This is a genomic window from Sphingopyxis sp. HIX, from assembly GCF_001468285.1.
GTDB lineage: Bacteria > Pseudomonadota > Alphaproteobacteria > Sphingomonadales > Sphingomonadaceae > Sphingopyxis.
On the sequence record NZ_LNSB01000034.1, the window covers coordinates 45,279 to 59,505 of the forward strand.

Genomic DNA, 14,227 nt, shown 5'->3' on the forward strand with positions numbered 1-14,227 from the left:
GCGCTAGGAAGGCGTCGAGCGAGAGCCCGGCCGAAGCGGGCGGCGGCGCGGGCGCGGCGGGTGTGGTGGCGGCGCGGACCTCGATGTGGCCGATGTGGATTTCGACGACGGGCGGCGCGGCCGCTGCGGCGGGTGGCGAAACGGCGGGCTGGAGCGGCATCGCGGGCGCGCGCGGCGCGGCGCGGCTGGTTTCGGGAGCGAAGACGGTGGAAGCTGCTGCGCCGGCGGGTTGATGAGCGGGGACTGGCGAAGCTGCGGGCGTGGTCCGATCGGCGCGAGCGGTCGTCGCCGGCGCATCTTCGTGCGCTAAGGCCGGAGCGGGCGTGGCGGTCGCCGCGCGTGGGGCCGGTGCTCCGCGCCGGGGTTCGAGCGCCGGGTCGGCGCGCTGAAGCGGCGCGGGATCGGGTGCCGAGGCCACGAGAGGGGCGGTTGCCGACGGCCGCGACCCAGGGGTGGAAACGGGGGTTCCGGGAACCTCGATCCGTAACGGCGCTGGGGGATGCACGGCGGCGGCCCGTGCGGCGGCATCGGGAGCTGAGGGCGAAGTCGCGGCGGCGCCTTCGGTGGCGCGCGGCGTAGCGGGCATCTCGCGGCGCTGAACGGCAACTGCCGGGAGCCGCGCCGCGGCGATCGCTGGTGTCGTAGCGGCGGGTGCGGCCGGAGCGAGCGGCGGCGGAGCCGCCCGAGCGATTGCGGCGGGCGCAGCAGGAGAGGCCGGGGCGGCGGGCGGCGCCGGGGGCAGCGGCGCCGACGATATAGGCGTCGGCTGCACTCCGGACGGCTGGGCGGGTGCTGCAGCCTCGCCATTCCCAGTCCCCTCGGCGGCCGCCATTGCCGGCTCGGGCAGCCCGAGTTCCTCGGGCAAAGGCTCGAAGCGCGACGGGATGCGCGGCGCCGCGACCGGCGCTGCGCCTGCGGCCCTTGCGGCCAAACGGGCGAGCAGCCCGGTCATGCGCCCGCCGCCGCGAGATAGAAGCGCCGCCGTGCCGCGGGCAGCATCAATATGTCGCGCTCCGACCAGTGATTGACGCGTGCGAGGTCGGCGACTTGCTGGAGCAGGCGCGGGATGCGCAGCGCAATCTCGTCCCAGAAAAAGGCGGCGATGTCGAAGGCGATCTCCGCCCCAGCCCCGCATTCGGGGCAGGCGGCGGCGATGGCGAGTTCGGCGTCGGGATCGATTTCGGCGAGCGTTGCGTCCAGCGCCGCATCGCCGATGGCCTCGCCGCCGGGCGCAACGCGGGCGCGGAGCAAGGCGCGGGCGGCGGCTTCGCCCTGCCCTTCGATCGCCGCGAGGTCGCCGGCCGTAATCGCGCGCACGGTAGCGCCGTCGACACTGGCGGGCTCGCGCGTCTCCCCTGCCCCGTCGCGGCCGAGGTCGGTGGCGGTCAGCGCAAACTCATAATCCTCGCCGCACGCGGCGCAGCGCTGCGCGACCTCGATCCGCGGACCGAATTGCGCGGCGCGCAGCGCGAACAGCTGGCGGTCGCGCTGCCCGACCGGCAGCGCTGCGGCGGCATCGCGCGGCCAGCCGCCGGCCTCGAGCAACAGCAGTGCCCGGGCGGCGGGGCCCAGCGACGCGCCGCTTTCGCTGATTTCGATCAGCTCGAGGGCGGTCCAGCGCACGGAGCGGGCCTACAGCGTCGGCTCGGTGAAGCTCGGCTCGCTCGGTTCGGCGACATCATAGTCGCGTTCCCAGCCCTCATTTTCCAGCTTGAGCGTCTGGATCGCGACCGCGCTCGCCGAGGCGTCGAGGTCGGGAAAGGCGGTGAACTCCGACGGCCAGCAGCGGAACAGGCGGTAGGCGAGGACGAGCTGCCCGGCCTCATTGTAGATTTCGAGGACCAGGTCCTTGCGGAAATCCTTCAAGGAGACCTCGGCGCCGAGGCCCGAGCCGAAGTTCCACACCTTGTTCGCCCATTGCTCGAAGGTGGTGTCGTGGGTGACGCCGCGTTCGAGCGTGATCGCCTCATATTCGGTCTGGCCGGGCGACTTGCGCGAGGTCGAGGGGTCGCCGCCTTCGCGGAACTTCACGACCTCGGTGCTGCGCTTGAGCGCGCTCATCTTGCTGAGCCCCGCGACATAGGCGCCGTCGGGCAGGCGCAGGCGGAACTTGTAGGTCTTGTACGGGTCGCGCCGTTCGGGGTTGACGCTGAAAGGTGGTGCCATGATCGCTCTCCCTTAGGGTCAGGCCGCGGTGCGGATCTGCTGGATGGAAATGACGACGAACTCCGCGGGCAGCAGCGGCGCGAAACCGACGACGATGTTGACGATCCCTTGGTTCTTGTCGTCCGGCGTCGTCGTGCTGGCGTCGCATTTGACGAAATAGGCGTCGCGCGGGCTGGTCCCGGCGAAGGCGCCCTGCTTGAACAGGCGCTGCATGAAGGTGCCTACCGACAGGCGGATCTGCGCCCAGAGCGGCTCGTCATTGCCCTCGAACACCACCCACTGCGTGCCGCGGTAGAGGCTTTCCTCGATCATCAGCGCGAGGCGCCGCACCGAGAGATATTTATAGTCGTCGGACAGCTGGTCGGAGCCCTTGAGCGTGCGCGCGCCCCAGACGGTGAGTCCGGTGCCGGGGAAGCTGCGCAGGCAGTTGACGCCGAGCGGGTTGAGCAGGCCGTTCTCCTCGTCGGTCATCTTGACCGTCAGCCCCTCGGCGCCGGCGATCGTCGCCGACATACCGGCGGGCGATTTCCAGACGCCGCGGGCATTATCCGTGCGGGCGATGATTCCCGCCACCGCACCGCACGGGACGAAGCTGTCTAGCTGGCCGCCGCGCTTGGGATCGCGGCGCAGGATGCGCGGGAAGTAAAGCGCGGCATTATCCGCAAAGGCGAGCGATAACACCGAGGTCGCCGCCGCCAGCTGCTTCGCCTTGACGATCGCCGCGGCTTCGTCGGGCTTGTCGTCCCAGTCGGCGGGCGGATCGACGATCAGCACCGCGCGCTCGGCCTTGCAGAATTGCGCCGCTTTCTCGTTGACCGTGCGCGGCAGCGTGCCGTCGCGCTCGTCGGGCGGGATACAGAGCAGATTGAAGAGGTCGGCTTTCTTGAGCGCATAGATGCCGGTCTTCTTGTCGGCATCGCCGATGAAGTCGGTGTCGAGCAGGGGTGCACCGTCGTTGCCGTTGAGGCCGGTGCCGGCCGCAGCGTTCGCCGGGCGGCTACCGAGCTTGGGCGAGCCGTCGAGGTTGAGCTGGCACTGGACGAGGCTCGATTCGGCCGCGAGTACGCGGTCGAAACGCCGCGCGCCGCCGGTGGCCTTGACCGTCAGGTTGCGGAAGATCTCGACCGCGCCGGTGCCGCTGTCCTCGACGCGCAGGTCGAAGAGGTCGGCGACCGTCAGCCCATATTTCTCCGCCGCGCTGGCGGCGCCGACGGGGTCGGCGATGTCGGGGTGCGTCACGCTCCCCTTGAGCGCATTGCCCCACGCCCCAGGCGTCGCCGCGCGCAGCGCGAGCGCCCCCACGTCGAGGACCGCGATGCCGCTGTCGGTGGCGCTCAGCGGCTTGAACAACCGGACGATCTCCGACTGGCCGCCGCCATTGGCGTAGAAATCGTCGACGGCATAGGACAGGGGCCCGGCCGACCACAATCCGCCGAAGCGGCGCGTGAACTCGCCATAGTTGAAGCAGGTCGTCGGCTGGTTCACCGGGCCGCGCAGCGCGCGCCCGACGAAAGCGGCGATCGAGGTCGCGACGCCGCTGACGGTGCGCACCCCCGATCCCACTTCCTGAATATAGACGCCGGGATAGGTCAGAGTCTCGGGCATGGCGGCACTCCCTTATTGCCCGCCTGGGGCATGGATCGGATGGATTAGTCGAGCTCGAAGCCCATCAGGATCGTGATGTCGGCGGTGTCGGTGGTCGACGCGTTCTTGAGCGTGAGCGTCTGGAGGTCGCCGGCGAATAATTTGATCGCCTCGCCATAGAGGATCAGCGGGCCGGTGATCTTGGTGCGCGTCGCGGTGTCGTCGGCGAAGACATCGACCGACCCGTCGTTGAGCGAGGAGGTCAGGATGAAGAAGGCGAGTTTTTCGACATCGTCGATCTGCAGCGCGAGTTCGCGATCGGCGCTCGCCTTGGCGAGGGTCACCTCGGCCGAAGTGATCGCGTCGACCTCGACGCTGCCGCCGTTATTGGCGCCGGCACCCGACGGCGTCCCGCCGCTGAACGACCATGAAAATTTCTGTGGCATGACTGCACAACCCCCTTTGCTGAAGAGCAAGCGACGAAGTTTGTGCGACCGGAATTTTTTTGGTTGAGGTGCCCGGCTAACATGAGTCGGCCCGGCCCCGATTGGACGAATACGCCAAATGAACCTTCGCCGCACAAGTACGGCCAAGTAAAGATGACGTTTCGTCGATATTCTGGTTAAACGGATATTTGGATTTTGACCGGGAGACACTGTGCCCCGGAGTTTAAGCAAAGCCTATCGAACGGGGTTAACGCGGCGGGGGCGAAAACGGAATGATTCCGGGGACTCGCCTGGCACGCCGCCGGAAGCCGATTTCGCCATCGACTCAGCCTATGGGAGGCGAAGAGCCGGTTTCATCTTGCAACCTGCCGCGCCGCATGATCAAACATCGCCCGCAAACCATAAGGGAGACGGGTCATGGCCACCGCGATCAAGCAGGATCTAGCCGGCGAAACCGCGCGCATGCACGAAGTGCTGGCCGCGCAGAAGGCGAGCTTCACCGCCGCCATGCCCGAGAGCCTCGCGGTGCGCCGCGACCGCATCGACCGCGCGATCGCTTTGCTCGTCGACAATGCCGAGGAATTCGCCAAGGCGGTGAGCGAGGATTTCGGGCATCGCAGCCGCGAACAGACGCTGATGACCGACATCATGCCATCGGTCAGCGCGCTCAAGCATGCGAAGAAGCATCTGGCCGCCTGGTCGAAGGGCGAGAAGCGCAAGCCGACCTTTCCGCTCGGGCTGCTCGGCGCCAAGGCCGAGGTCGTCTATCAGCCCAAGGGGGTCGTCGGCGTCGTCGCGCCGTGGAACTTCCCCGTCGGCATGGTCTTTGTGCCGATGGCGGGCATCCTCGCCGCGGGCAATCGCGCGATGATCAAGCCGAGCGAATATACCGAAAATGTGTCGGCGCTGATGGCGCGGCTGATCCCCGATTATTTCGACGAGAGCGAGATGGCGGTGTTCACCGGCGACGCCGAGGTCGGTGTCGCCTTCTCGAAGCTCGCCTTCGACCATATGATCTTCACCGGCGCGACGAGTGTCGGCAAGCATATCATGCGCGCCGCGGCGGATAATCTCGTCCCCGTGACGCTCGAACTCGGCGGCAAGTCGCCGACCTTCATCGGGCGCAGCGCGAACAAGGAGCAGGCGGGGCAGCGCGTCGCGCTCGGCAAGCTGATGAACGCGGGGCAGATCTGCCTCGCCCCCGACTATCTGCTCGTCGCCGAGGACCAGGAGGGCGAGGTGATCGACAGCGTCACCAAGGGCGCCGCGGCGCTCTATCCGACCTTGCTCGCCAACGACGACTACACCTCGGTCGTCAACGTCCGCAATTACGACCGGCTGCAGGGCTATTTGGCCGACGCGCGCGAAAAGGGCGCCGAGGTGATCGAGGTCAATCCGGGCGGTGAGGATTTCGCGAGCGCCAACGGCCACAAGATGCCGCTCCACATCGTGCGCAATCCGACCGACGACATGAAGGTGATGCAGGAGGAAATCTTCGGCCCGATCCTGCCGGTCAAGACCTACAAGAGCATCGACGACGCGATCGACTATGTGAACGCGAACGACCGCCCGCTCGGCCTCTATTATTTCGGGCAGGACAAGAGCGAGGAGGACCGCGTCCTCACCCGCACCATCTCGGGCGGGGTGACGGTCAACGACGTATTGTTCCACAATGCGATGGAAGACCTGCCCTTCGGTGGCGTCGGCCCGTCGGGCATGGGCAATTACCACGGTCTCGACGGTTTCAGGACGTTCAGCCACGCGCGCGCGGTCTATCGCCAGCCCAAGCTCGACGTCGCGGGCCTCGCGGGCTTCAAACCGCCCTATGGCAAGGCGACCGCGAAGACGCTGGCGAAAGAGCTCAAGAAATAGGCGCCTTGGCTGCGCGCGCCTGGCGCGGCACCCTCGCGGTCGAGGATTTCGTCGCGCATTGGCGGGGCGCCGTCGGCGACGCCGCGCCGCACCGCCATTTCGCGGCGCAGGCGGTGTTCTCGGACGCGCCGGTGCGTATCCACTATGGCGACTGCCGGATCGCCGCGGGGCGCTGCGTGCTGATCGAGCCGGGAGTCGCGCACCGCCTCGAACCCGTCGAAGCCGCCGACATCTATTTCGTCGAGCCGACCGGCCGCCTGTCCTTGCCCGCGGTCCTACGCGATCGTCTCGCGGCGACCGAGGCACCGATATTGTCCGAGCCTGACGTGCCCGGTTTCTGGGCCTCCGGTGCCGCGCACAGCATCGCCCCGCCGCTCGACCCGCGCGTCGCGCGCGCCGCCGCGGCGATCGACCGGCGGCTGCACGACGGCGCCGTGCGGCTCGTCGACATCGCTGCGGAGGCCGGGCTGTCGGCGGGTCGTTTCCGCCATCTCTTCGCGGCCGAGATCGGTATCGCCTTCCAGCGTTATGTCCTCTGGCGGCGCGTCGGCGTCGCGGCGCGCCGCCTCGCCGCGGGCGCGGGACTGACCGGTGCGGCGCATGCCGCGGGGTTCGCCGACGCCGCGCATCTGGCGCGCACGATGAAGGCGATGTTCGGGATCACCAGCGGCGCGGCGTTCTGACGCCTGCCGACACGATAGCCGCTGCGTTCAATCCCCGCGCCGCGCCGTCGCCTATCGCTCGCGCATGAGCGAACCCAAGCCCGACTTCGTCCCCGCGCTCGGCAGGATCAACCTGCCCGGCGCCTATGACCTCGCGATCGCGCTGATGACGCGCGAGCGCCGCTGGCGCCGCGCGCTCGTCGAGATGGTCGATGCGCGCCCCGGCGAGTCCATCGTCGATATCGGCTGCGGGACCGGAACGCTGCTGCTCGCGCTCGCGCGCCGCTATCCCGGCTGCCGCTTCATCGGCGTCGATCCCGATCCGAAGGTCCTGTCCATCGCCCGCCGCAAAGCCGCCGCGGCGGGGGCAACAATCGATTGGATCGAGGCGATGGGCGACGATCTCGAAGGCGTCGCCGAAGTCGCAGCGTGCGACCGCATCGTCTCCAGCCTCGTGCTCCACCAATGCCCGCTCGCGGTGAAACAGGCGATCGCGGCGCACATGCTCCGCCTGCTCGCACCCGGCGGCACGCTGGTCATCGCCGACTATGGCGAGCAGCGCACGCGGCTGATGCGCCTGCTGTTCCGGCAGATCCAGGCGCTCGACGGTTTCGAGCTGACCGAGCCCAATGCGCTGGGCTGCATCCCAGCTATCCTCGAAGCGGCGGGCTTTGCCGATGTCGAGGAACCCTTCGCGCTCGCGACCCCGACCGGGTCGATCTCGCTCTACCGCGCGCGGCGGCCAGCAGGTTGACCGTGCCTAGTCCTGCCCGGCGATCTTGATGTCCTTGCCCAGCAATGTCTTCACATAGATGCGCTGGACCAGCACATAGACGACCACGGTCAGCGGCGCCGCGAGCAACACGCCGAGGAAACCGAACAATATCCCCGCCGCGACCACCGCGAACAGCAGCACCGCAGGCGGCACGTCGACCGCCTGCTTCTGGATCATCGGCTGCAGGAAATTGCCCTGCAATTGCTGGATCAACAGGAACAGGACCAACGTCCACAGCGCGGTCGCGGGCGAGACGGTGAAGGCGAGCAGCACCGCGGGCACCCCGGCGATGATCGGCCCGATCATCGGGATGACGTCGAGCAGCCCCGCGATCAGCCCCAGCCCGCCGGCCGCGGGTACGCCGAGCAGCGCGAGCCCCGCCCAGGTCAGCGCCGCGACGACCAGCGACGACACCGCCTGCCCGACCATCCAGCCCTTGAGCCCGCGCCCCGCATCGCCGAGCGCGAGCGCCGCGGTCGCCTCGGCCTTTTCGGGCAGCAGCAGCAACAGCCCGCGGCGATAGGTCGCGGGATCGCTGGCGAGGAAGATGGCCGCCACTAACACCAGCACGAAATCGGCGATGCCGCTGCCCGCGGCGAGCGCATAGCCACCTGCCTGCGAGGCGAGCCGCGAGATGTCGTCGCCGCCGACCTCGGCGAGTTCGCGCACGCGTTCGCCGAGCCCGTAGCGGTCGAGGAAGGCCTCGACCCCGCGCAGCGCCTGCGGGATCTGTTCGCGGATCGTGTCGACCTCGCGCGCCAGCTGCGAGCCGAAGAGCATGAAGGCGCCGACGAAAATCGCGACGATCCCCGCGACCGACAGCGCCAGTGCGATGCCGCGGCCGACGCGGGTCTTGCGGCACAGCCAGCTCGCGATCGCATCGAAGATCGCGCCGAGCACCACCGCCGCGAAAACGAGCATGAAGAAGCGCGTGAGGGTGATCGTCAGCCAGGTGACCCCGACGATCGCGAGGACGATCACCGCCGCGACGGCGATCCGGCCGGGCGACCAGGCAGGCGCGGGCGGGGCCTTGCTGCGCGATCGGGCGGCGGGAGCGGCGGGCGCGTCGGCGTTTTCGGTCATGCCCCCACCTTATCGGCGCGGCGCGGCGGCGCAACCATCTGCTTTGTCATCATTCGCGCTGGACGCGGGCGGGGGTTTTGTGGCAACGGCGCTGCTCCACGGGCCCCTGTGGTGAAATTGGTAGACGCGCTCGACTCAAAATCGAGTTCCGCAAGGAGTGCTGGTTCGAGTCCGGCCAGGGGCACCATCGGCACTTCGTTCGAACAGACCCATTCCGGCCGCGCCCGGTTCCGGACATCTGCCGATTGGGCAAACGGATCTTTTCCGGAGGTTGCGACGGAAAGTCCCGAACCAGCCTGCTCCTTACCAGCGGCATCCGATGCGCCGCATCCGGTCTTCCGCTGCGATCACGCGGAAAGCCAGCCAGATGATCTCGGAGCCCTTCGTCAGGCAATTGGTATAGTCGTCGGTAAAGGCGCAGCCCAGCGCGCCGCAGACCGCAAAGGTCCCTGCCGCATCGCGGGCGTATCCCGTCCGGTCATATTCGTCGGCGGCGGCGACCATACACCCCGCGGCCACCAATGCCGTGCCCGGATTCTGACCCGCGAGATAGCTGCCACGCCCGTCGGCGAAGCTGCGCTCGGCCCGAAGCGAATAACAATCCTCAGCCTGAGCCGCCGACGCCGACCCGATCATGGCAACCAAGGCCATCGCGGCCACGGTTTTGCGAAAAATCTTCATGACTGTCTCCCCGTACGAGGCAGGATGCCTCACCCGTTCATCGGGTGGGTGAATCGGGGGGTGTGCGCGATCGTGCGATTTTTTTTGCGACCTCGCGCCGGTTGCTCGCGAATGATGCTGGCGCGAGGCCGCGTGCGGGCGAAACAGCCCGGCGCGCAATGTTCGCCCCGGGCTGTTCCGGTCATGTTGCGATGACCGGCGGATCCTTGCCCACCGGGCGAGGTGCGGTCATGGCGCATAAAGCCATTTGAAGATGGCACGCGCGATATCCCAGCTCACGCCCTTTCCGACCGCGGCGGCGATGGCGTCGTCGTCGCTGTTCCCCTTGACCGACTTTTCCCAATAGATGGCGGTGCAGGCGCTTGCGAGCACCGCTACCGATACGCCGGCCGCCTGCGCGCCGACATATTGGGCCAGCCAGGCCTTCAGCCCCGCCATCTTTGCGACATAATGATATTTGAGCGCGATTTTTCCGGCGAGACCCAGGCCTGCCTTGAGCGCGAAGAATGTTGAAACCGGTTCGACCATATAATTGCCCTTTCGATGAAATGCGGTTGCACGTTTGCATCGGGCGGGCCGGGCGTAGGATGTGCGCCCGAATGTTTCGATCTTGCTGCAGACTTGGCCGTATTAAATTCGATTTAGTGAGAAGTTTATTCATATTCTAAAGGCATTCTGCGCTGAAGCCCTGACGGGCGCCTTGTCTTTTCCTTAACGATTCCGGTGGACCAGCCAGAGGATCGGGGAAGGACGGCGGTTGTCGGGACGGAGGTGGGGTAGAAGCCAAGTGGATGAATTTTAGCAGCTTTATGTCTCTTCTGGGCGCTGTTGGAATCAGGAGGAAGGCATGATCGAACCCCGCTTCTCTCCCCCAGGAGACGAACAGGATGTGGAAGGCGATCGCCGCGGCGGCGATCGATATCGCACCGTGTGGCGCATCGCGAAGGTTACCCGCGATGGCGACGCGGGGCTTTGGCGCGTACGCAACATGTCCGACGGCGGGATGATGCTCGCGGTCGAGGTTCCCGTGACGGTAGGCGAACGGCTCGAGATCGCGCTGTCCGAAACCGTCGTGATCCACGGCCGCGTCGCCTGGTGCGAGGCGGGCAAGTGCGGCGTCGCCTTCGACGCCGCGGTCGACGGCAACGAGGTGCTGCGCCAGCTCGCCGCCGAACAGCAGTCGGGCGACTATCGCGCCCCGCGGCTGCCGCTGCACACGCGCGCGCAGCTGATCACCGACGGCGCGGTCAGCGATATCGAACTCGCCGACCTGTCGCAGAGCGGTGCGGGCTTCGTCCACCAGCACGGCCATTTCGAGGTCGGCAAGGCACTCGAACTCGTCCTCCCCGGCGGCATCCGCCGCCAGGCGATCGTCCGCTGGTCGCGCGGCGGGCGCGGCGGTTTGTGGCTGACCGAGCCGCTGGGCCGCGCCGATATGGAGAGTATCCGGCACTTTCAGGGGTGATGGGTCGAGCAAAGTAGGACGTCGCCCCCGCGAAGGCGGGGGCCGCGGTCGGTTTACGCAGCGCTGTTAAGCAAGGCTGCCAGCGGCCGTGTCGGGAGGCACGTGACTCCCGGCACCCTTCGCGGGGGCGACGGTATTGAAACAGGCAGCTCCCCACTCCAAACCCGCATTGCCCTGCCCCGCATCCACCCTATAACCCCTTCAAACGAAAGGGGTCCCATGCAGCTCAACCGACGCGAATTTTCCCTGGCGCTGGGCGCCACCATGCTCGCCGCGGCGCCGGCCGCCCGCGCCGCGGCGCAGCGTAGCGACGCCGCCTTCACCGCCTTCCTCGACGCGGCGTTCGAGGTCGAGCTCCAGCTCGATCCCGAACAGCTCACCGGCCTTGGCCGCAAGGAGCAGCAGGATCGTTTCACGGACCCGAGCGATGCCGGGGCGGAGGCGCGGCTCGCCTGGCGCCGCGCCAGCGTCGCCGAGATGAAGAAGCGCTTCGACCGTGCCGCACTCAGCGAGGATGCGCGCGTCTCCTACGATATGTGGGCGCTCGAACTCGAGCGCGCCGAGGCGTCAACGAAGTGGCGCGGGCACGCCTATATCTTCGACCGCAACGGCCCGCACACCGGGCTGCCCAATTTCCTGATCAACCAGCACCGCGTCGACAGCCCCGCCGACATGGAGGCCTATGCGGCGCGCGTGACCGCGCTTGGCCCGACGCTGGATATCTATCTGGATCGGGCCAAGGCCTCGGCCGCCAAGGGCATCCGCATGCCGGGCTTCGCCTATGACCAGTCGATCGAACTGGTCGGGCGGCTGACGAGCGGCGCACCGTTCGGCGAGGGTGCCGATAATGCGCTGTACGCCGACGCCAAGGCGAAGGCGGCCGGGCTCGTCGCGGCGGGCAAGATCGACGCCGCGACTGCCGATGCCTTCACGGCGCGCGTCGGAAAGGCGATGACCGGCTCGCTCAAGCCCGCCTACGACCGAATCGAGGCCTGGCTCGTGGCCGATCGCGCCGCGGCGGGCACCGAACCGCGCGGCGCCGGCGCGCTGCCCGACGGGGCGGCCTATTATAGCGCGATGCTGCGCCTTCAGACGACGACCGACCTGACCGCCGACGAAATCCACGCCCTCGGCCTGTCCGAAGTCGCGCGCATCCGCGCCGAGATGGAAGTGCTCAAGGCGAAGATCGGCTATGAGGGCAAGCTCGAGGATTTCTTCCTCTTCCTGCGCAGCGACGACCGTTTCTATGTCGCGAACGACGATGCCGGGCGCGCCGCCTATCTGCAGAAAGCCGGGGATTATCTCGCGGGCATGCGCGCGCGGCTGCCCGAACAGTTCGCGCGGCTGCCCAAGGCCGACCTGATCGTCAAGCGCGTCGAGGCGTTTCGCGAAGAGCCCGGCGGCGCGGCGCATTATTCGCCCGCGGCGCTCGATGGCTCGCGCCCCGGCATCTATTATGTCCATCTCGCCGACACGCGCGCGACGCCGATCTACGAGATCGAGGGCACGACCTATCACGAGGGCCACCCCGGCCATCATATGCAGATCGCGCTCGCGCAGGAGATGACCGGCACACCCGACTTCCGGAAGAATTATTTCTACGGCGCCTATGGCGAGGGCTGGGCGCTCTATGTCGAGCGGCTCGCCAAGGAAATGGGCTTCTACACCGATCCCTACAGCGATTTCGGGCGGCTGGGCCGCGAGATCTGGCGCGCGATCCGCCTGGTGGTCGATACCGGCATCCACGCCAAGGGGTGGAGCGACGAACAGGCCTTCACCTATTATTCGGCCAATTCGCCGCAGCCGGTGGGCAAGATCCGCTCCGAAATCCGCCGCTATTTCGTGACGCCCGGCCAGGCGACCTCGTACAAGGTCGGCATGCAGCGCATCCTGGCACTGCGCGAAAAGGCGAAGGCGGCGCTTGGCGACCGTTACGACCAGAAGATGTTCCACGAGATCATACTCGGCCGCGGCTCGGTGCCGCTGCCGGTGCTCGAGGCGCAGGTCGACCGCTGGATCGCGGGGGCGACGATTTAGGCAACGTCCGCTCCTCACCCCCAAGCGGCCATTTCTCGTCCGATTTGGCGCCCACCGCGCTTTCATGCATGATGCTCCCGAAAGGAGCCTTCCCCATGCCCCACCCCGCTTCCCCCAATCGCCGCCAGTTGCTCGCGGGCGCCGCGGCGCTCACTGCGGCCGCCCCTGCCCTGCTGCGCGCCGCCGAGCCGCTCGCGCCCGATGTGCTCAAGGGACGCACGGTGCTGATCACCGGCGCGTCGAGCGGGTTCGGGCGCGTCGGCGCCTTGCTCTACGCGAAGCATGGCGCGAAGGTGATCGCGACGATGCGCAACGTGCCGCGAGCCGAGGCGGCAAGCCTCGCCGCCGAGGCCGCGAAGGACGAGCTCGACCTGCATGTCGTCGAGATCGACGTGACCGACGATGCATCGGTCGCGAGCGGCACCGCCGAAGCACTGAAGATCGCGGGCGGGCGGATCGACACGCTCGTCAACAATGCCGGCATCGGCATCACCGGCCCGGTCGAGGTGCAGGACATGGAAGCGACGCGGCTGATCTTCGAGACCAATGTGCTGGGCATCCAGCGCATGCTGCGCGCGCTGCTGCCGCAGATGCGCGCCGCGAAAACGGGCCAGATCTTCAACATCAGTTCGCAACTCGGCCGCGTGATCGTGCCCGGCGGCGGCCATTATTCGGCAACCAAATTCGCGGTCGAGGCGCTGTCTGAGCAGCTCGCTTACGAATTGGTGCCGCACGGCATCGACGTGACGGTCATCCAGCCCGGCGGCTATCCGACCAAGGTCTGGGTCAACCGCAATGTCTATACCGGCGCTCTGAAGGGGCGCAGCGATGCCGAGCTGCTCAAGGCCTATGAGCCCTTCACGCGCGGCATGAGGACCGAGGACGGCAGCGGACGCAGCGCCGATCCCGCCGACGTGCCGCGCGCGATCGCCGAGATCATGGCGATGCCCGCGGGCAAGCGCCCGCTGCGCCGCGCGGTGCATCCGGGGAACAAGCCGCAGGAGACGATCAACAAGGTGTCGGCCGAGGTCCAGCTCGCCTGGCTGGGCGGCGGCGCGCTGGGGCCGCTGGTGCGCGCGGTGCACGACTGAACGATCATGACCGCTGTCAAATCTCTGTCACGAAAGTGATTTTTTCGGAAACACTCGCGCCATCCACCTGACATCTCCCCCTGCCATCGGGGCGGCCTCACCGGGACGACTCCCAGTCCCGGGGCTCAAACCGAACAGGGGTACTGCATGTCACATCTTACCGACGACGCCCGCGCGCCTTATCGCAGCGCAACCGACGACCTCGACGGGCCCGACAGCCTCGAGGCGATCGTCGCCGCCAACCCCTCGCGCCGGTCGATGCTGACGAACGGCCTGTTCGGCCTGTCGATGCTGCCGCTGCTCGCCGCGTGCGACAGCGACGGCGCGCCCGTCGTCACCGTGCCGCCGACGCCCACCCCCACGCC

General features: G+C 67.8%; 14 protein-coding genes, 1 tRNA gene and 1 pseudogene. 9 read left to right on the forward strand and 7 right to left on the reverse strand.

Annotated features, from left to right (window positions below; genetic code table 11):
- Nucleotides 1–65: 65 nt before the first annotated feature.
- Nucleotides 66–233 carry a hypothetical protein gene (locus ATE62_RS23375; RefSeq protein ID WP_156422290.1) on the forward strand — a complete coding sequence of 56 codons (168 nt, stop codon included), beginning with the start codon at nucleotides 66–68 and terminating at the stop codon, nucleotides 231–233.
- Between the two features lie 715 nt (nucleotides 234–948).
- Here ATE62_RS23375 and ATE62_RS15960 read toward each other — a convergent pair.
- From ATE62_RS15960 to ATE62_RS15975, 4 genes are read right to left on the reverse strand one after another with little or no spacing between them, the layout of a single operon-like run.
- Complete coding sequence (locus ATE62_RS15960) at nucleotides 949–1,623, reverse strand: hypothetical protein (RefSeq protein WP_058810346.1); 675 nt, start codon at nucleotides 1,621–1,623, stop codon at nucleotides 949–951.
- Between the two features lie 9 nt (nucleotides 1,624–1,632).
- Nucleotides 1,633–2,166: a phage tail protein gene (locus ATE62_RS15965; RefSeq protein ID WP_058810347.1), complete on the reverse strand. Its 534-nt coding sequence runs from the start codon at nucleotides 2,164–2,166 to the stop codon at nucleotides 1,633–1,635.
- An 18-nt stretch (nucleotides 2,167–2,184) separates the two neighbouring features.
- Nucleotides 2,185–3,771, reverse strand: coding sequence for a phage tail sheath family protein (locus tag ATE62_RS15970; protein WP_058810348.1), 1,587 nt, complete (start codon nucleotides 3,769–3,771; stop codon nucleotides 2,185–2,187).
- Nucleotides 3,772–3,815: 44 nt separating this feature from the next.
- A complete protein-coding gene (locus ATE62_RS15975) occupies nucleotides 3,816–4,196 on the reverse strand; it encodes a hypothetical protein (RefSeq protein WP_058810349.1) in 381 nt (126 codons plus the stop codon).
- A gap of 417 nt (nucleotides 4,197–4,613) precedes the next feature.
- Here ATE62_RS15975 and ATE62_RS15980 point away from each other — a divergent pair, with 417 nt between their 5' ends.
- The 3 genes from ATE62_RS15980 to ATE62_RS15990 all read left to right on the forward strand — a co-directional run bounded on the left by ATE62_RS15980 (nucleotide 4,614) and on the right by ATE62_RS15990 (nucleotide 7,484).
- Complete coding sequence (locus ATE62_RS15980) at nucleotides 4,614–6,068, forward strand: coniferyl aldehyde dehydrogenase (protein ID WP_058810350.1); 1,455 nt, start codon at nucleotides 4,614–4,616, stop codon at nucleotides 6,066–6,068.
- Between the two features lie 5 nt (nucleotides 6,069–6,073).
- A complete protein-coding gene (locus ATE62_RS15985; RefSeq protein WP_058810351.1) occupies nucleotides 6,074–6,751 on the forward strand; it encodes a helix-turn-helix domain-containing protein in 678 nt (225 codons plus the stop codon).
- Nucleotides 6,752–6,815: 64 nt separating this feature from the next.
- Entirely contained in the window at nucleotides 6,816–7,484 is a 669-nt protein-coding gene (locus tag ATE62_RS15990) for a class I SAM-dependent methyltransferase (protein WP_058810352.1), read from the forward strand.
- 6 nt (nucleotides 7,485–7,490) lie between these two features.
- On the opposite strand, the gene ATE62_RS15995 is transcribed toward ATE62_RS15990, so the two are convergent.
- On the reverse strand, nucleotides 7,491–8,588 hold the full coding sequence (locus ATE62_RS15995) for an AI-2E family transporter (RefSeq protein ID WP_058810353.1): 1,098 nt from the start codon (nucleotides 8,586–8,588) through the stop codon (nucleotides 7,491–7,493).
- Between the two features lie 102 nt (nucleotides 8,589–8,690).
- On the opposite strand from ATE62_RS15995, the gene ATE62_RS16000 reads away from it, so the two are divergent.
- Nucleotides 8,691–8,775, forward strand: a tRNA-Leu gene (locus tag ATE62_RS16000).
- Between the two features lie 116 nt (nucleotides 8,776–8,891).
- Here ATE62_RS16000 and ATE62_RS16005 read toward each other — a convergent pair.
- Together ATE62_RS16005 and ATE62_RS16010 are read right to left on the reverse strand one after the other, a co-directional pair.
- Nucleotides 8,892–9,269, reverse strand: coding sequence for a hypothetical protein (locus tag ATE62_RS16005; protein ID WP_058810354.1), 378 nt, complete (start codon nucleotides 9,267–9,269; stop codon nucleotides 8,892–8,894).
- A gap of 228 nt (nucleotides 9,270–9,497) precedes the next feature.
- Nucleotides 9,498–9,797 (reverse strand): hypothetical protein, encoded by a 300-nt coding sequence (locus tag ATE62_RS16010; RefSeq protein ID WP_058810355.1) that lies wholly within the window; start codon nucleotides 9,795–9,797, stop codon nucleotides 9,498–9,500.
- 319 nt (nucleotides 9,798–10,116) lie between these two features.
- Here ATE62_RS16010 and ATE62_RS16015 point away from each other — a divergent pair, with 319 nt between their 5' ends.
- From ATE62_RS16015 to ATE62_RS16030, 4 genes and pseudogenes are all read left to right on the forward strand, one after another.
- Entirely contained in the window at nucleotides 10,117–10,734 is a 618-nt protein-coding gene (locus ATE62_RS16015; protein ID WP_058810356.1) for a PilZ domain-containing protein, read from the forward strand.
- 219 nt (nucleotides 10,735–10,953) lie between these two features.
- A complete protein-coding gene (locus ATE62_RS16020) occupies nucleotides 10,954–12,771 on the forward strand; it encodes a DUF885 domain-containing protein (RefSeq protein ID WP_058810357.1) in 1,818 nt (605 codons plus the stop codon).
- A 95-nt stretch (nucleotides 12,772–12,866) separates the two neighbouring features.
- A complete protein-coding gene (locus ATE62_RS16025; RefSeq protein WP_058810358.1) occupies nucleotides 12,867–13,862 on the forward strand; it encodes an SDR family oxidoreductase in 996 nt (331 codons plus the stop codon).
- 147 nt (nucleotides 13,863–14,009) lie between these two features.
- Nucleotides 14,010–14,227, forward strand: a pseudogene (locus tag ATE62_RS16030) (PhoX family protein); the annotation flags it as partial.